This window comes from Streptomyces sp. NPDC001070 (genome assembly GCF_053598835.1).
On the sequence record NZ_JBSFLB010000010.1, the window covers coordinates 142,844 to 160,321 of the forward strand.

Below are 17,478 nucleotides of genomic sequence, written 5' to 3' on the forward strand. Positions count from 1 at the left end.
GGGGGGAGGCTCCGGTCGCGCTCCTCGGTCGGGAACGGTTCGTCCGCTCCGGCGAGGAGTGCGGCGAATGTAGCTAGGCTTTCCTTCCAGCGTCAACATAATCGGCGGCAAAAATCCGATGTCTGCCCGCCATGACTACGGGGATCAGCGAAAAAGCGCGGCGGGTCAGCCACCCCGTACGCCGAAAGATGGGATCAGTTGGCCCCTTCCTTACTTTCCATTGGAAAGGTATGGTCCCGGGCATGAGCCTCGCCGACCAGCCCCCCGCCGCCGTCCTGGTCTTCCAGACCCTGCTCGTCCACGGTCCCCTCACCCGGGCCGAGATCGGGCGGCGCACCGGGCTGTCACCGGGCGCGGTGACCAAGGCCGCCACTCCCCTGCTGGCGGACGGCTGGATCACCGAACTCGGCAGGCCGGCCGGTGAGCGGGTCAGCGGCCGTCCGGCGACGCCGATCGCCGTCCGTGCCGGGCGCGCGCGGTTCGTCGGCGTGAAGGTGACCGGCGACGAGCTGATCGGGGTCCTGACCGACCTGACGGCCCGGCCGCTGGCCTCCCGGCGCGCCGCCCTGGACTCCCGCGACGTCGGGACCGTGGTGCTGGCGATCGCCCGGCTCATCGGCCAACTGCGCGCCGCGGCGGGAGCGGAGGAGGACAACGCCGTCCACAGCGTCGGCGTCACGATCTCCGGCGACGTGGACGGGCAGACCGGCACCGTGCAGTACTCGCCGTTCCTCAACTGGCGCCGGGTGCCGCTCGCCCAGCTGGTCGAGTCGGCCACCGCCATCCCGACCGTGATCGAGAACGACGTGCGCGCGCTGACCGTCGCCGAACAGTGGTTCGGCGCCGGAGTGGGGCTGTCCTCCTTCGCCCTGGTCACGGTCGGCGCCGGCATCGGCTGCGGGCTGTCCATCGGCGGCCGGGTGGTGTCGGGAGCCCACGGTGTGTCCGGCGAGGTCGGGCACCTCCCGGTGGGCGGCACCGACCGCACCTGCACCTGCGGCAACACCGGGTGCGTGGAGACCGTGGCCTCCACCCACGCCATCACCGAGCAGGCGCGGCAGGCCACGGGCGATCCCGGGTTGACCATGGAGGAGGCGGTACGGCTGGCCCACGCCGACAACGCCGCCGTCCGCGCGGTCTTCTCACGCGCCGGGCACGTCATGGGACTGGCCATGGCCTCGGTCGCCAATCTCATCGGCCCGGAACGCATCATCATCTCCGGCGAGGGCGTCGCCTCCTACGACCTGTTCGCCGACCAGATCCGGCAGACCTTCGCCGACCACGCCTTCGGAGCCGCGGCCGACTGCGACCTCGTCGTCCGTCCGCTGCCGTTCGAGGAGTGGGCGCGCGGCGGTGCGGCGGTCGCCGCGCAGCGGGTCTTCGCCCCCGCGAAGTGACCGCGCGGGGCCGCGGGCACGCCCGGCCCCCGCGTACTGCCGTCCCGCATCGCCGTCACCGCATCGCCGTCACCGCATCGCCCCGCCGCGAGAACTCCCCCGGAAGGCAGTCCGTCCGCATGAGCGGGATCACAGCCCGGCGCGGCGCGCGGACCCGGTCGGAGGGTTCCTGCGGGGGCTCCTGACCGGGGACGGGGTTCTCGCACCCGGTGGGCTCCGGGTCACCGACACCGCCGGCGGCGTCACGTTGCTGCCCGGCTGCTGCAACGGGCTGGAGACGTGGCGCGACGTCGTCGACGGCGCCGGTCGGGCGGACTTCGGGCACAATCCCTCACCGTTCGCCGAACGTCACGGCGACGTCGCCCGGTTGACCGTCGACGCGGAATCGGACGACAGCCCCGTGTTCGAGGCCGGGGTCGCCGAACTGCGGCGCGGGCTCGCCGACGCGGAGCGTGATCTGGCCGGCTTCCTCCGTGCGGCCGCCGACTGGGCCGCGCGGTGCCTGCCCGATCACGCCTCCGCGGTCGTCGCCGCTCTCGCCCTCGGCGTCGGCATGCCGCCGCCCGGGTCGTAGACGAAGTCCGCGCCACCGCGTCAGGCCGACGCCGGCGAGGACGACCAGCATGCCGGCCACGACCCGCGCGCCGACCGTCTCGCCGAGGGCGAGCGCGCCGAGCCCCACCGAGACGACGGGGAGGAGATAGCCCACGGTGGCCGCGTCGGTCGGGCCCTCGGCGGCGATGATGCGGACCGTCAGAAGGAAGGTCACACCCGTGCAGAGCAACCCCAGCGCGGCCACGGCGACGAGGGACCGCACGCTCGGGTGGATCCCCTCTGAACCCGTGACCAGCAGGCCGGGCGCGCTGAGCGCGGTCGCCGCCGTGAGCTGCGCGGCCGCAAGGGGCAGCGTCCCCGTCCCCGTACCGATGAGCCTGCGCCCCATGTGGGCGAAGGCCAGCGCGTAGCTCGCGGCCGCCCCCAGCAGCGCCAGGGCGCCCCAGCCGGCCAGGCCGGAGCGGTGCCACGGGGCGTAGATCAGCAGGACGCTGGCGAAGCCGACGAGGAGGCCGCCCAGCCGGGGGCCGCGGATGCCGCGTTCCGTGCCCGGAGCGAGACCGATGAGCAGTGACCACAGCGGCGTGGTGGCGTTGAGGACGCCCGCCACACCCGAGTCCACGCTCTGCTCTCCGACGCTGAAGAGCAGGAACGGCAGGGCGTTGCACAGCAGGGCGGCCACCGTGATGCGCGCCCAGACCGCGCGCCCCCGCGGCAGGCGCTCGCCCGAGCGGAGGCAGAGGGCGAGCAGCAGGGCCGCACCGGACGCGCAGCGTACGAAGGTGACCCAGGCCGGCGGCAGTCCCTCCAGTGCGATCTTGATCCACAGGAAGGTCGACCCCCACAACAGGGCCAGGACGCCCATCCGTCCCAGCGCCCGCACACCCCCGCCTCCGCCACTCAACACCGCCGGACTCCCTCGGTCGCGTCCCGTCGTGCCTGCGATCGACGCTCCCGCAGCCGTCCTGGTCGCACAAGCGATGATTCATGCAGCCACCGTTAAGCTGAGCTACATGCTCGACGTCCGGCGCATGCAGATCCTCCGGTCGGTGGTCACCAGCGGGTCGGTCACCGCGGCCGCCGCCCACCTCGGTTACACGCCCTCGGCCGTCAGCCAGCAGATCGGGGTGCTGGAGAAGCAGGCCGGCATCCCGCTGCTCGAACGGGTCGGGCGCGGTGTCCGGCCGACGCCCGCGGGTCTGCTGCTCACCGAGTACGCCGCCCGCATCGGCAAGGAGCTCGCGGAGGTCGAGACGGCGCTGGGCGATCTGCGCGAAGGCCGCACGGGCCGGCTCACCGTGCGCTACTTCCCCACGGCGGGGGCCGGCCTGGTGGCCCCGGCGGTCGCGCGGCTGCGCCGCGAGCACCCGGGGGTGCGGATCGACCTGGGCCTGGTCGATCCCGGTGATCCGCTGCCGGAGGTGGAGAAGGGCCACGCGGACCTGGCGATCGTGGTGCGGCCGCACGGGCGCGGCCGGGAGGGCCTGCGGCTGGTCCACCTTCGGGACGACCCGTACCGGGCGGTCCTTCCCAAGGGCCACCGCCTCGCCGCGAAGCGGGTGCTCGACCTGACCGACCTGGCGGGCGAACCGTGGGTGGGCAGCGAGTCGCCGGACGGCTCGTGCCTGGAGCTGGTCCTGGAGGCGTGCGCCGCGGCCGGGTTCAGCCCGGACGTCGTGGTGCAGAGCGAGGACTACGCCACCGCGCAGGGGTTCGTGGCCGCCGGGCTCGGCGTGAGCCTGCTGCCCTCGGCCGCCCTGGCGCACCATCACCCCGGGGTCGTCGTACGCAAGGTGCGCGGACCCGAGCCGGTCCGGGCGATCCACGCCGCCGTGCGGGAGACGTCCCTGCCGCAGCCGGCCCTGCGGGGGCTGCTCGACGCCCTCCGCGAGGTGGCGCGCGGCTGAGGCGGCCCGGCGTCAACGCCGGGCCAACACGGTCCGCCCCGACCTCCCTTGAGCCATCGTCAGGCAACGCCCTGCGGATAGCCGATGCCCGCGATGTCCTCGGCCAGGTCCTCGAGCGAGACCTCCGCGTTCAGTGCCGACACGAGTTCCGGGGTGAGCGGACGCAGCGCGTACACATGGCGGACGGCGTCCAGGTCGACCGGGACCTCGTAGTAGTCCTCGGCGAAACTCCGGAAGGCCTCCGGGGAACGGTCGGTCAGCAGGCGGAACAGGTACGTAGCGCCGTCGGCGTCACGACGGTCCGGGGGAAGGTCGACCTTGCCGTGCCGCCACGCGTCGTCACCGGCGTCGCGCCACAGGCAGGCGGTCACCACCGGCACGCCGTTCTCGTCGCAGAACGCCGGCTCCCCCACGTACGGCAGGAAGGCCTCGGGGACCTCGTCCACCACGCCGGGCCACGGCTCGTCGTCCCCCGAGCCGTAGGGGCTCACGGGCGACTCGTGGTCAAAACCCCGTACGTAGGCTCCGGCTGCGCAGAACACGATCGCGTACTCGTCGCCCGAGCCGTTGCGCATGGAGGCCATCTCCTCGCCCTCGTCCCACGCGGCGTCGAAGGAGTGGTGGCGGAACTCCCACTCCGGGCTGAGGATCGCGTCGAGCATCGCCAGGGCGCGGCAGTGGTCGCGCAGTTCGGCGATGGAGGGAAGGCGGGGGGCCACGTCATGAACGGTCACGCGCACATCCAAGCCCATGCCTCCGGCAGACCCCGACCCGGGGGCCGGCGGAGCACGCGGAAAATCGCTGCGCCGCGCACCGCCCTGACTGCTATGCATGGTCGCCGACACCACTCCGAAAGGCGGACATGCGCACACGCACCCTGCATCCCGACGAGTCCGAGATCGACGCAGCGCTGGTACGCCGGCTGCTCCGCGCGCAGTTCCCGCGCTGGGCCGATCTCCCGCTCACCGCCACGGAATCGGCCGGCACCTCCAACCTCATGTACCGCCTCGGCGCGGACATGGTCGTACGGCTGCCCCGGGCAGCGGGTGCCGCGCGCGACGTGGAGAAGGAGCACCGGTGGCTGCCGCGGCTCGCCCCGCTCCTCCCCGCGTCCGTCCCCCTGCCCCTCGGCATGGGCGCTCCCGCCGACGGCTTCCCCTGGCCGTGGTCGGTGTACCGATGGCTGGAGGGCGAGAACCCGTCCGCGGGCCGCGTCGCCGAACCCGGGCGGCTCGCCCTCGACATGGCGGAGTTCGTCTCCGCCCTGCACCGGATCGACCCCGCGGACGCGCCGCCCGCGTACCGCAGCGAGCCCCTCGCGGCGCGCGACTCCGCGACGCGCTCCGCGATCGACGCGCTGCGCGCGGAGGTGGACGCGGCGGCCGCCACGGCGGTGTGGGAGGCCGCGCTGCTGGCTCCGGAGTGGCACGGGGCGCCGGTGTGGGTGCACGCGGATCTGCAACCCGGCAATGTGCTCGTCGCGGGGGGACGGCTCGGCGCGGTCATCGACTTCGGGTGCATGGGCCTGGGCGATCCCGCCGTCGACACGATCGCCGCGTGGTACGTACTGCCCGCCGGGGCGCGCGATGACTTCCGCAACGCCCTGGGGGCCGACGAGGCGACCTGGGCGCGCGGGCGCGGCTGGGCGCTGTCGATCGCGCTCATGGAGTTGCGCCACTACCGGGACACCCACGAGCGGATGGCGGCGATCGCGCGGCACGTGCTGGGCGAGCTCCTCGCCGACCCGGACCGGTGACCCCGGGAGGGTGCGCATCCTAGCGGGGCCGGCCGGCCCGTTCCCGCGCATCGCCAATCAGCCCATCGGACCTGTCACGTTCAGTAGCTTCTCCGTCACCAACCGGGTCGGCGCGCGGACGCGCGGGCGCCGACGAGTGAGCAGTGACGGCAAGGAGCGATCGCCGATGGCGAATGTGGAGACCTCCCTCAAGGAGACGATGACATCGATCGAGGGCAGCGTGGGGGCCGCCCTCGTCGACTACACCAGCGGCATGGCGCTGGGCACGATCGGCGGGGGCAAGGACCTCGACCTGAACGTGGCGGCCGCGGGCAACACCGACGTGGTCCGCGCCAAGACCCGCACCATGAAGGAGCTGGGTCTCAAGGAGGAGATCGAGGACGTCCTGATCACCATGGACACGCAGTACCACCTCATCCGGCTGCTCAAGAGCCGTGACGGCAACGGCCTGTTCCTCTACCTCATCCTCGACCGGCGCAACGCCAATCTCGCGATGGCCCGCCATCGGCTCAGGCGCATCGAGGCCGATCTGGAGCTGTAGCCGCCGAACCGCCGTTCCGGGCCCCGTGCGCCCACGAATTGAAGAATCCTTCAATTCGGCACATCCTGATCAGGGCAAGCACCGAGGTGCACGGGCCCCGGAAGGGGAAGGATTGGACCACAGCATCGCGCCGGCGGCAGCGGCCCGCGGCCGCCGGCGCCGCGAAGGGCCGTCGAATCCGGGCAGGAGCGATCACACGATGCAGGTACCCCTGTACCAGGCCAAGGCGGAGTTCTTCCGCATGCTCGGGCACCCCGTGCGCATCAGGGTCCTGGAGCTACTGCAGAACGGCCCGGTACCGGTGCGGGACCTGCTCAACGAGATCGAGATCGAGCCCTCCAACCTGTCCCAGCAGCTGGCGGTGCTGCGCCGTTCCGGCATCGTGGTGTCGATCCGCGAGGGCTCCACGGTCAGCTACGCGCTCGCCGGCGGTGACGTCGCCGAACTGCTGCGGGCGGCCCGCCGTATCCTCACCGAACTCCTCGCGGGCCAGACCGAACTGCTCGCCGAACTCCGCCAGGCCGACACCCCGCCCGCCCACGCGGAGGACCCCGTCTCCCACCCGGCCGGCTGAGCGGACCGCCGTCACCTGGGCCAGAATGGTCGGGAGGTGACCGCGATGACGCCTTGGCGGGTTCGTGACCTGGAGGAAGGCGACCTGGACCAGGTGGTGCGCATCTGGGAGGAGTCGCGCGACACGACCGCGGATCCCGCGGTGAGCCTCGCGGAGGTGGTCAGCGCACTCCGGGTGCGGACCCCTGCTGTCGTGGCCACGGTGGGCGACCGGGTCGTGGGCGCCGCCGTGTCCTTGATGGCCCAGGAACGGGCCTGGGTGCTGCGGCTGGCCATCGCCCGGCAATGGAGACACCACGGCATCGGCTCGGCGCTGCTGGCCGCCCTGGAGGACAGCCTGAGCCAGGCGGGGGTACGCCGGATCGGAGCGCTGCTGCCGGCGGGCGAGGTCGGCGAGCAGGCCTTCAAGAACTCCGGGTACTCGTACCGCCCGGGGCTGAGCTACTTCGAGAAGCTGCTGTCCGCCGACTCGGCGGAGGCGACGCTGCTCGACCAGCTCGGCGGCGCGGTGCCAGGGGACGGGCTGTGGGACGGCATCGCGGGCATGACCGCGGAGAAGGCGCTGATCGAGCGGCGCCTGGTGCTCCCGCTGGAGAACCCGGAGGTGGCGGAGCGCTATCACCTGGTGCCACCGCGTGCGGTGGTCCTCTTCGGTCCGCCGGGCACGGGCAAGACCACGTTCGCCAAGGCCGTGGCCTCCCGGCTGCGCTGGCCGTTCATCGAGGTGATCCCCTACCAGCTGGCCGAGGACGCGCACGGGGTGGCGGACGGGCTGCGGCGGCTCTTCGCCCGGGTCGAGCACCTGGAGCAGGTGGTGCTCTTCTTCGACGAGGCGGAGGAGATCGCGTCGGAGCGGCAGGACCCGTCCACCCAGGCCCACCGGGTGACCAATGAGCTGCTCAAGCTCATCCCGCAGTTCCGGCGCGGCGAGCGCCGGCTGCTGATCTGCGCGACCAATGCGGTGCGCTCGCTGGATCCGGCCTTTCTGCGGCCGGGCCGCTTCGACTTCCTGATCCCGGTGGGCCCACCGGAACCCGAGGCCCGCCGGGCGATCTGGATCCGGTACATCGGGCCGGACCGGCTGGCGGGCATCGACCTGGACGCGCTGGTCGAGGCCAGTGACCGCTTCACACCCGCGGACATCGAGTACGCGGCGCAGGCCGCCGCGCAGACCGCCTTCGAGCGGCATCTGGCGGCGGACCCGCGCACCACGGGGGACCTGACGCACCGGACCGACGACTATCTGGGGGCGATCGCCGGCACCCGCACCACGCTCACCACCGAGGACATCCGCGCCTTCGACCACGATCTGCGGGCCGCCGCCCGCGTGTGAGGGGCGGCGGAGGGCCGGGGTGCGACGGGCGGCCGCTCCGCGTCACGTTCGTGGCCGAAACCGGCGGACATCCCCGATGCGCGGGCGGCGGCCCCCGTTCGGGCCCTATGGTGATCGTGGGTCGGCAGATACGCGCTCCCCCGTCCGTGTCTGCCGGCCCGCCTTGCCTTCCTCCCCTCCTCCCCGAGTCTCGCCCGCGCCCCAGGTGATCACGTCGTGCTGCGACGCGGGAACACCGCCCTCACCGCCCGAGGCCGAGGAAGGTGACGGAACGACCCGGCGCGAGGCTCACCTTCCGGGTCGTCCCGGCGTACGAGACGGGGGTGGCGCCTCCGGTAGTCGCCCATCCAGTCGGGGTCGTCGCCGTCCTGCCACAGGCCCTGGAGGTTCAGCGGGAGGCTGCCGCGGGAGTGCGAGACCATCGGATAGCGTCCGAACTGGAGTCGGGCGGCCTCCAATCAGCAGACGGACGACAGGTCGTGGTCCGGGATCTCGACCGTCAGCCGGCCGAGGAGGGTGAACGAGCCGAAGTTCTCCCGCGCGTAGGGGAACCGGCCGTCCTGGAGGAATCCGCGCCGGCTGGTGGGACGGTGCGGCGGTTCGGCGGGCCGGAGGTCCGCAGTGGGCTCCCTTTCCGCTGGGGCGGGGGATGGCCTGTGCTGAGGGACTCTGGGGCTGCGGAGCTGTGGAGTTGTGGGGGGAAGGGGCGCGGGGCCCGGTGGGTGTGCCGGGCCCCGCGCCGTGTCAGGACACCTTGGGCACGTCGATCCGGTCGATGTCCGGGGCGTACCAGGAACCGCTGTCGAAGGTGATCGTGTTGGCGCCCGCCTTGAGCGTGACGGGGACGCTGACCGTCTCGACGGTGCCCCAGTCGCCCGTGGAGGGGAACTTGTGGCTGGTGGCGCCGTTGCCGTTGGCGGAGACCTCCGCCGTACGGGCGTCGCCGCTGACGTAGGCCACCTTGATCATGTAGGTGCCCGCCTTGTCCACCACGACGTCGTTGAAGCCGAGCGAGCCGCCGAGGTAGAGGTTGCCGACCTTGCGGCCGCCGGAGCAGGCACCGCAGTCGGCGAGGGAGGCGTTGCCCGCGAGGGTGTTGCCCGTGGCCTCCGCCTCGTAGGCGGTCATCGGCAGGACGGGACCGTGCGGGGTGACGGTGAACAGGCGCGAGCCGTGCGCGGGCAGGGCCTGGGTGACCTTGTCCTTGTACGAGCCGAGGTTCTCGTGGTTCCACAGGTCGCGGACGGCGGCGCGGCCGGAGAAGCCGAGCGACGTCCAGTCGGCGGTGACGGCGGCGGGGGCGTCGCCGAGGTTGAACAGCGCCACGGTGTAGCCGCCGTCGGCGTTCTTCGCGGCCCACACCTGCTGGTCGTCCGCGGGGGTGACCGGGCGGGCGGGCGGGGCGCTGGACTGGTTGAGCGCGATGACCTCGCGGTTGGTCAGCAGCGACAGGCCGTAGTCGTCCAGCCGGGTGAGGTCGTCACCGGTGTACAGCGGGGACTTGGCGATGGCCCACAGCGTCATGTAGCTCTGCCGCTCGGCCTTGGTGAGGCCGTCCATCCCGCCGTTGCCGACGTCGAGGGAGTCCAGGTCGTTCCATCCGCCGGGGCCGCCGTGGCGGCTCCAGGCCGCGGCGTCGTCGAAGCGGTCGTCGACGGAGTTCTCCCAGCTGACGAGCGTGTTGCAGTAGCACTCGACGTCGGTGTCGATCCGCCAGCCGTTGGAGTGCTTCTTCCAGTCGGCGATGTGGCCGATGTCGAGGGACCAGGAGAGCTCGAGGTGGATGGGGCGCCCGGTGGCGGCGATCGCCTTCTGCCAGGCCGCGATGTCGGCGACGTTGTCGTAGTTGTCGCCGCTCTTGAAGGAGCCGGGGCCGACACCGTCGATCTTGAGGAAGTCGTAGCCCCAGTCGGCGAGCATCGCGGCCTGCGAGTCGACGTACTTCTGCGCGCAGGGGCGCGAGAAGTCGATCTTGTACGAGCTGTCCCAGCCGTTGGTGGTGCGCAGGTCCGGGTAGACGATGTCGGCGGTGGTGCAGTCGGTGGTGTTCCAGATCGGCAGCCTGCCGTCGCCGTAGCCCTCCTTCTCCAGGCCGACGGGCAGGTAGATCCCGGCCTTCAGGCCCTTGGCGTGGATGTGGTCGGCGACCGCCTTCATGCCGTGCGGGAAGCGCTCGGGGTCGGGGGTCTGCCGGCCGTACGCGTCGAACTCGGGCTTCCAGGACTGGTCGCGCCACCAGCCGGCGTCCAGGTTGACGTAGCTGTAGCCGTACTTCTTGAGCTTGGCGGCCATGGCGTCGGCCTGCTTGAGGACGTTCTTCTCGGTGAGGTAGCTGTAGTCGCCGGTGGGGTTGAGCCCCGGGTACTTCGAGGACTGCATGCTCCAGCTGGACCAGCCCATGTAGGGCTTGGCGGCGACCGGCTGCGCGGTTGCGGCGGCGGTCGCGAGGGGGGACGGGCCGGCCGCCTGCGCGGCCGGGACGGCGATCGGCACACCGGCGGTGAGGGCGAGGACGAGCAGCGTCCTGGCGGCGGTTCCGGGCAGGGCGGAGCGCGAGGGTGACCGCATGAGTCGGGCCTCCTGGAGGTGGGGGGTACGGCGGACGCGGTGCGGGTGCGGGTGCGGTGACGGGATCTCCCGGGCGCCGGGCGTCAGCCCTTGCCCGAGCCGATCGTCAGACCGCTGATGAACTGCCGTTGGAGCGCGAAGTACACCAGCAGCGTGGGGATCGCGGTCATCAGGGCGCCGGCGGCGATGAGGTTGGGGTTGGTGAAGTACTGGCCCTGGAGGTTGGCCAGGGCGGAGGTGATCGGGCGCTTGTCACCCGTCTCGATCAGGGCGAGCGGCCAGAAGAAGTCGTTGTAGATCCAGATCGACTCCAGGGTGGCCAGCGCGGCGAAGGCCGGCCGGCACAGCGGCAGGATGATCTGGAAGAACTGCCGCCACACGGGGGCCCCGTCGACGAGGGCGGCCTCGGAGATCTCCTTCGGGATCGTCTTCATGTAGTTGCTGAGCACGAAGGTGCAGAAGCCGCACTGGTAGGCGATGTGGATTGCGATGATGCCCCAGGTCGAGTTGTAGAGCAGCAGCGAGTCGCTCATCCACGCGGGCAGCGGGATCAGCAGGTAGAGCCGGTACAGCGGCGTGATGAGGACCTGGGCGGGCAGCAGGTTGCCTGCGGTGAAGAGCATCAGCAGCGCGATGTTCCACCGGAAGTCGAAGCGGGAGACGAAGAAGGCGACCGCCGCGGAGAACAGCAGCGTGCCCAGGACGGAGGGGACGGTGATGAGGACCGAGTTCCAGAAGAAGTGCGGCATGCCGGACTGGTTCCAGGCGGCGGTGTAGTTCTGCAGGCTGATGCCGCGCGGCCAGGACAGGTAGCCGTGCTTGCTGGTGTCGGCGTAGGGGCGCAGTGAGGTGTAGACGGCCCACAGCAGCGGCAGCAGCCACAGCAGCGCGACCGTGGCGAGCAGCAGGTGGCGGCCGGTCTGCCGCGGGGGCCGGGAGACGGCGGTGCCGCGCGGCGGCTCACGGCGGGGGCGGGCAGCCGGCGTGACGGGCGGGGTGGCGGTCGTGGTCACCGGTCCTCCTTGCGGAAGTTCTGTACGAGGAAGGTCCCGATGGCGGCCAGGGAGACGACGAGCAGGACGACCGCGAGGGCGGAGCCGTAACCGATGTGGCTGGACTCGCCGATGATGTTGTCGGTGATCAGCAGCGACAGCAGTTCCATGCCGGGTTTGCTGCCGACGCCGCCGCCGAGGACGTAGACGACGTCGAAGGCCCGCAGGGACTCCATCACGGTGACGACCAGGATGATGACGTTGACCGGTTTGAGGGCGGGGAAGACCACCTTCAGGAAGGTCTGTCGGCCGTTGGCCCCGTCGAGCGCCGCGGCCTCCTTCAGGGCCGGGTCGAAGCTCTTCAGCCCGGCCAGGTAGAGGATCATGATGTAGCCGGTGTGCCGCCACGCGGAGGCGACGAGAACGGCCCACAGGTTGAGGTCGGGATCGCCCAGCCAGTCGATGTGGTGGCCGGGCGCCGCCGCGTTGAGAATCCCGTCCAGCAGCCCGGTGTCCGGGTTGTAGATGATCTCCCAGATGAGTCCGACCACGGCCAGGGACAGCACCATGGGGAGGAAGATCGCCGTCTGGTAGATCCGGGTGAAGCGGAGCTTCCGGTCGAGCTGGTAGGCGAGGAAGATCCCGAACGGGGTGGGCAGCAGCGCCGTGAACAGCAGCCAGATGACGTTGTGCCGGACCGCCGGCCAGAACGGCGGGTAGTTGGTGAGGATCTGGCGGTAGTTGTCGAGCCCGACCCAGTGGATGTCGGACAGGCGGATGCCGTCCCAGCTGGTGAAGGACAGGCCCATGGAGGCCAGGGCGGGCAGCCAGACGAAGACGAGGAGGGCCAGCAGCGGCACGCCGATGACGGCCGCCAGGAAGACCCGGTCGCCCGGGCCGAGCCGGCGGGGGCGCCGCGGCGCCCCGGCGGGTGCGGCGCCGGGAGCGTTGCCGGGAGCGGGGACGGGGGGTGCGGAGGGGGACGCGGAGGGCACGGTGAACCTTCCCGGTCCGGGTCAGGCGGTGAAGAAGCGCGAGCGCTGGGACTCGATCCGCTTCAGCAGGTCCGAGCCGTCGTCCGGGTGGCCGAGCCACTGGGTGAGGCCGGGCAGCACGACCGTGGAGATGAAGCCGGGGTCGCTGTCGCGGTCGGCGAACTGGGTGATGTGCTTGGCGGAGGCGATGAGCTCGGCGGACTTCTTCTGGAGCGGGTTGTAGGAGCCCGTGTCGGCCTTCGCGTGGACGGCCACGTTGCTGGGGTCGACGCCCATGTAGAGGTTCTCGGCCTGGGCGCTGCCGAGGAACTCCAGGAGCTTCTTGGCGCCCTTCTCGTTCTTGGGGCGGCGGCTGAGCATGAAGCCGTCCGTGGGCGCCTCGACGGCGTCCTGGCCGTTGGCCGGGTCGATCTCGGGGAAGGGGAAGAAGTCGATGTCGCCGCGTAGCGCCTCGTCGGAGACCTGCTGCCCCAGGAAGAGGCCGATGACGGCCATGCCGGACTTCTTGTCCAGCAGCGACTGCGCGGCGTCCTGCCACGAGCGGCCGGCCGCGCCCTGCTGGTAGTACGGGCTGATCTCACGCCACAGGTCCAGAGCGGTGGCGGCGCGCTTGTCGGTCCAGGAGACCTCGCCGCGCATGAGGGACATGTGGAACTCGTAGCCGTTGGCCCGCAGGTTGAGGTAGTCGAAGGCGCCCAGGATGCTCCAGGCGTCGCCGCCGCCGTAGCCGGAGGCGATCGGCGAGAGGCCGTCCCTCTTCATCCGCTTGGCGAGGGCGGTGAACTCCGACCAGGTGCGGGGGACGCTGTAACCGCGCTCCTGGAAGAGGCTTTTGCGGTAGAAGACGCCCCAGGGGTAGTTGTACAGCGGGACGAAGTAGAACTTGCCGTCCTGGCCGCGGGAGAGCTGCTTGGTGGCCTCGCTGAAGCCGCCGCCTATCTTCTCCCACACGTCGTCGACAGGGGTGGCCAGGCCCTTCTTGGCGAAGTACTGCATGCGGTAGCCGGCGAACCAGGTGAACACGTCGTCCGGAGTGCCCTGCAGGTAGCTGGAGATGCTCTTCTGGAAGCTGTCGTGGTCGACGGTGTTGGTCTTGACCGTCAGTCCGCTGTCCTTGGTGAAGGCCTTCGTCACCGCCGCGTAGGCGGACTTGGGGGTGGCGTCGGCTCCGTTGGATCCGAAGGACACCGTCTTCGGGTCGGCCGCCGCTCCCCCGCCGCAGGCGGTGAGGACGGGTGCGGCCAGCGCCGCGGCTCCGAGCCCGAACAGCCCGTTCACCACGGTACGGCGGCTGGGCCGCTGGAAGGTCGGCACGGTGCGGCTCTGCAGCGTCATCGCTACTCCTAGAACGTGTCTGATCTGATGAAGGACTGGATCGCGGTGGCCGCGGCCCCGCGCGCCCACTCCTCGAAGGGCAGCGGACGCGTCCGCAGGTCGCACTGCCCGGCGGTGCCGAAGGCGGAGGCGGCGAAGGCCTCGCAGATCTGGTCGGCGAACAGGTCGTAGGCCACCAGGCCCTCGCCCGAGATGATCACGCGCTCCGGGCCGAAGAGGTTGGCCACCGAGCCGATGGCCCGGCCGATCGCCTCGCCCGCCCGTGCGTACACCTCCCTGGCCCCCGGGTCGCCCCGGTGGGCCAGGCGCAGCGCCTCCGCGGCGTCGGCGACGGGGATCCCGGTCGTCTCGCGGACCGCGCGGACGATCGCGGGATCGGCGGCGATCGCCTCCACGCACCCGCGGTTGCCGCAGTGGCACAGCGGTCCCGCCGGGTCGATGGACAGGTGCCCGATCTCGCCGGCCACCCCGTACGCGCCCGAGACCACCCGCCCGTGCACGACGAGACCGCAGCCGATGCCCGCGCCGACCGTCACCACGGCGAAGTCGGACAGGCCCACTCCGGCGCCGAACCACTGCTCGGCGACGGTGAGCGCCCGGACGTCGTTGTCGACGGTGACCGGCAGCCCCGTCGTCATCCCGGCCAGTTCGGCCAGCGGGACGTCCCGCCAGTCGAGGAACGGCGAGTAGCGCACCACGCCGCCGGCCCGGTCCACGTCACCGGAGACCGCGATGCCCAGGCCGCTGACGGGGACGCCGAAACCGTCCGCCTCCGCCAGCAGTTCGTGCACGAGCGCCGCCGCCGACTCCAGGACGGCCTTGGGATCGGTGGCGGGCAAGGGCACATGGCGGGAGGTGCGGATCCGGCAGCACAGGTCGGTCAGGACGCCGATGATCTCGTCCCCGGTGATCTTGAGACCGATGAACAGCGCCCGGCCGCCGTCCACGCGCACGGGGTTGGCCGGCCGTCCCAGCGACGGCCGGGCCTCCTCGTCCACGTCCTCGACGAGATAGCCGGCCTCGATGAGCGGCCGCACCGCCTTGGTCACCGCGGCCGCGGACAGCCCGGCACGCTTGGCGATCTCGGTGCGGGTGAGCGGGCCGTGGGACAGGACGGTGGTGAAGATCTGGGAGGCGGCCGGGGTGTGGGCCGGGAACGCCTCGCCGGGTGGGATCGAGCGCATGGCCGGGAACCTAGGTTGGTTCTTTTCTGTTGTCAATAAAAGAAGCAAGGTTCCTCGGAAGTGGGCCGTATGAGTCACCATCAACTTGAAAAGACCGGAGTAGATGAGGTGTTGACATCCAATCCAAGGTGAGGATTGGCTGCCCACTGTCTCCTGGCGCCATTCGAACGTGAGGACCCATGCCCGTGATCTCCCATGCCCCGGACACCGGGATCTGGCTGCTGTGCACCCCGCGCACGTCGTACGCCCTGCGCATCGACGCGACCGGAGCGCCCTGCCATGTCGCCTGGGGTCCGCGGCTGACCCTGGAGGGGGCCGGGGAGCTCGCCACTCCCCCGGGGCCGGACGCCAGCAGTTTCGAGGGCCGGACGCCGGTGGGCGAGGAACTCCCCGTCGACGGCGGGGCGCGCTTCGGCCCGCCCTCGCTCCAGGTCCGGTTCGCCGACGGGACCCGGGCCTTCGAGTGGGAGCCGGCCGGGCATCAGGTCCGGGAACCCGCGTCCGGCATGAGCGAGCTGTCACTGCGCTTCCGCGACCGCCTCTACCCGCTGGAGATCGAGCTCGTCTACCGCGTCCACGACGACAGCGACGTCATCGAGCGCCGCACCGTGCTGCGCAACGCGGGCGACCAGAACCTCACCGTGCTCCGTGCCGACTCCGCCGCCTGGACCCTGCCGTCCCTGCCGGACTACCGGCTCAGCCATGTCACCGGCCAGTGGTCGGCGGAGAGCCAGCTGCGCCGGGACCGGCTTCCGTACGGCGAGACCGTACTGACCAGCCGCCGCGGCATCACCAGCCATCACGCCAACCCCTGGGTGATGCTCGACGCGGGCGACGCCACCGAGACCCACGGCCGGGTGTGGAGCGCCGCCCTGGCCTGGAGCGGCAGTTGGCGCATCACCGCGCAGCGCACCCCCGACGGGCGCGCCGGCTTCACCGGGGGCGCCGGACACGACGGTACGAGCCTGCCGCTCGCCCCCGGCGAGGAGTTCACCACACCGGCGTTCGCCGGCCTGTGCACCGACGGGGGGTTCGGCGCCGCCAGCCGCGCCTGGCACGCCCACGCCCTCGCCCATGTCCTGCCGTACCCGGGCGAGACGGCGCCGGTGCTCTACAACTCGTGGGAGGCCACGGGCTTCGACGTCGACGAGCCCGGCCAGATGGCGCTCGCCGCCCGCGCCGCCGCGCTCGGCGTGGAGCTGTACGTCGTCGACGACGGGTGGTTCGGCGCGCGCCGCCACGACCGGGCGGGGCTGGGCGACTGGACCCCGGCCGCGGAACGCTTCCCGTCCGGGCTCGCCCCCCTGGCCGACGAGGTGCACCGGCTCGGGATGCGCTTCGGTCTGTGGGTGGAGCCCGAGATGGTCAACCCGGACAGCGACCTCTACCGCGAACACCCCGACTGGGTGCTGCACGTCCCGCAGCGGACCCGGACCGAGCTGCGCAACCAGCTGGTCCTCAACTTCGCACGGCAGGACGTCGCCGACTGGGCCCACGACTGGCTCACCCGCCTCGTCGCCAAGAACGGTGTCGACTTCCTCAAGTGGGACATGAACCGCGCCTTCAGCGAGGCCGGGTGGCCCGGCCGCGACGACGGCGCCGACCGTCTGTGGACGCGGTACGTGCACAACCTCTACGGAGTCATCGACCGGCTCCGCGCCGACCACCCGGACCTGCGGATCGAGTCGTGCAGCGGCGGCGGCGGCCGGGTCGACCTCGGCATCCTCTCCCGCACCGACCAGGCGTGGCCCTCGGACAACACCGACGCCGCGGACCGGGTGGCGATCCAGCACGGCTACGGCCAGATCTACCCGCCGCGCACCATGGCCGCCTGGGTGACCGACGTGCCGAACCAGCTCACGCACCGCACGGTGCCGCTGCGCTTCCGCTTCCACGTCGCGATGGCCGGCCTGCTCGGCATCGGCGGGGACCTCACCCGCTGGTCCGAGGAGGAACTCGCCGCCGGGGCCGCCCTGGTGGCCGAGTACAAGCGGGTCCGCCATCTCGTCCAGCACGGCGCGCTGCACCGGCTCCGCGGCCCCGGGGACGACGGGCCCACCGTGGTGCAGTACGCCGCCCACGACGGGAGCGAGGCGCTGCTGCTGGCCTGGCAGCGGGTCCAGCGGCACGGCAGCCCGCGGGGGCCGGTGCGGCTCGGCGGCCTCGCGGCGGGCGCCCGCTACCGCGACACGCTCACCGGAGCCGTGCACCACGCGGCCGTACTGGGCGAGTACGGCCTGTCCCTCGATCTGCCGCCCGGGGACTGGGCCAGCACGGCGGTGCACCTCGTCCGGGTCCCCGACGGGAGCGGTGGCTGACCGCGGCGCCCGTGCGTCCACACG

The 17,478-nt window shown here is 71.9% G+C and carries 14 protein-coding genes and 1 pseudogene; 7 read left to right on the forward strand and 8 right to left on the reverse strand.

Features of this window, described 5'->3' with window-relative positions:
• Positions 1 to 242: 242 nt before the first annotated feature.
• Positions 243 to 1,397, forward strand: a complete 1,155-nt coding sequence (locus ACWDAS_RS14755; protein ID WP_450389884.1) for an ROK family protein — start codon at positions 243 to 245, stop codon at positions 1,395 to 1,397.
• A 331-nt stretch (positions 1,398 to 1,728) separates the two neighbouring features.
• Here the strand turns inward: ACWDAS_RS14755 and ACWDAS_RS14760 are convergent, their stop codons facing one another.
• Positions 1,729 to 2,859 carry a DMT family transporter gene (locus tag ACWDAS_RS14760; protein WP_450389886.1) on the reverse strand — a complete coding sequence of 377 codons (1,131 nt, stop codon included), beginning with the start codon at positions 2,857 to 2,859 and terminating at the stop codon, positions 1,729 to 1,731.
• Between the two features lie 106 nt (positions 2,860 to 2,965).
• Here ACWDAS_RS14760 and ACWDAS_RS14765 point away from each other — a divergent pair, with 106 nt between their 5' ends.
• The gene (locus ACWDAS_RS14765) at positions 2,966 to 3,859 is read left to right on the forward strand and encodes a LysR family transcriptional regulator (RefSeq protein ID WP_450389888.1); all 894 of its coding nucleotides are present in this window, start codon (positions 2,966 to 2,968) and stop codon (positions 3,857 to 3,859) included.
• Positions 3,860 to 3,918: 59 nt separating this feature from the next.
• On the opposite strand, the gene ACWDAS_RS14770 is transcribed toward ACWDAS_RS14765, so the two are convergent.
• Complete coding sequence (locus tag ACWDAS_RS14770) at positions 3,919 to 4,611, reverse strand: hypothetical protein (RefSeq protein WP_450389891.1); 693 nt, start codon at positions 4,609 to 4,611, stop codon at positions 3,919 to 3,921.
• 110 nt (positions 4,612 to 4,721) lie between these two features.
• Here ACWDAS_RS14770 and ACWDAS_RS14775 point away from each other — a divergent pair, with 110 nt between their 5' ends.
• From ACWDAS_RS14775 to ACWDAS_RS14790, 4 genes are all read left to right on the forward strand, one after another.
• On the forward strand, positions 4,722 to 5,615 hold the full coding sequence (locus ACWDAS_RS14775) for an aminoglycoside phosphotransferase family protein (protein ID WP_450389894.1): 894 nt from the start codon (positions 4,722 to 4,724) through the stop codon (positions 5,613 to 5,615).
• Positions 5,616 to 5,781: 166 nt separating this feature from the next.
• Positions 5,782 to 6,156, forward strand: a complete 375-nt coding sequence (locus ACWDAS_RS14780; protein ID WP_450389897.1) for a hypothetical protein — start codon at positions 5,782 to 5,784, stop codon at positions 6,154 to 6,156.
• 199 nt (positions 6,157 to 6,355) lie between these two features.
• Positions 6,356 to 6,730, forward strand: coding sequence for an ArsR/SmtB family transcription factor (locus tag ACWDAS_RS14785; RefSeq protein WP_450389899.1), 375 nt, complete (start codon positions 6,356 to 6,358; stop codon positions 6,728 to 6,730).
• Positions 6,731 to 6,745: 15 nt separating this feature from the next.
• Positions 6,746 to 8,062, forward strand: coding sequence for an ATP-binding protein (locus ACWDAS_RS14790; protein ID WP_450390084.1), 1,317 nt, complete (start codon positions 6,746 to 6,748; stop codon positions 8,060 to 8,062).
• 335 nt (positions 8,063 to 8,397) lie between these two features.
• Here ACWDAS_RS14790 and ACWDAS_RS14795 read toward each other — a convergent pair.
• From ACWDAS_RS14795 to ACWDAS_RS14820, 6 genes and pseudogenes are all read right to left on the reverse strand, one after another.
• Positions 8,398 to 8,520 (reverse strand): annotated as a pseudogene (locus ACWDAS_RS14795) (glycosyl hydrolase family 95 catalytic domain-containing protein); the annotation flags it as partial.
• Between the two features lie 286 nt (positions 8,521 to 8,806).
• On the reverse strand, positions 8,807 to 10,630 hold the full coding sequence (locus ACWDAS_RS14800) for an alpha-galactosidase D (RefSeq protein ID WP_450389902.1): 1,824 nt from the start codon (positions 10,628 to 10,630) through the stop codon (positions 8,807 to 8,809).
• Between the two features lie 83 nt (positions 10,631 to 10,713).
• Positions 10,714 to 11,643 (reverse strand): carbohydrate ABC transporter permease, encoded by a 930-nt coding sequence (locus tag ACWDAS_RS14805; RefSeq protein WP_450389904.1) that lies wholly within the window; start codon positions 11,641 to 11,643, stop codon positions 10,714 to 10,716.
• Positions 11,640 to 12,617, reverse strand: coding sequence for a carbohydrate ABC transporter permease (locus ACWDAS_RS14810; protein WP_450389906.1), 978 nt, complete (start codon positions 12,615 to 12,617; stop codon positions 11,640 to 11,642). Before ACWDAS_RS14810 ends, ACWDAS_RS14805 begins: the two co-directional genes overlap by 4 nt.
• Before the next feature lie 21 nt (positions 12,618 to 12,638).
• Positions 12,639 to 13,952 (reverse strand): ABC transporter substrate-binding protein, encoded by a 1,314-nt coding sequence (locus ACWDAS_RS14815; RefSeq protein WP_450389908.1) that lies wholly within the window; start codon positions 13,950 to 13,952, stop codon positions 12,639 to 12,641.
• Between the two features lie 8 nt (positions 13,953 to 13,960).
• Positions 13,961 to 15,136 carry an ROK family transcriptional regulator gene (locus tag ACWDAS_RS14820; RefSeq protein WP_450389910.1) on the reverse strand — a complete coding sequence of 392 codons (1,176 nt, stop codon included), beginning with the start codon at positions 15,134 to 15,136 and terminating at the stop codon, positions 13,961 to 13,963.
• 179 nt (positions 15,137 to 15,315) lie between these two features.
• On the opposite strand from ACWDAS_RS14820, the gene ACWDAS_RS14825 reads away from it, so the two are divergent.
• The gene (locus tag ACWDAS_RS14825; protein ID WP_450389913.1) at positions 15,316 to 17,454 is read left to right on the forward strand and encodes an alpha-galactosidase; all 2,139 of its coding nucleotides are present in this window, start codon (positions 15,316 to 15,318) and stop codon (positions 17,452 to 17,454) included.
• Positions 17,455 to 17,478 lie beyond the last annotated feature (24 nt).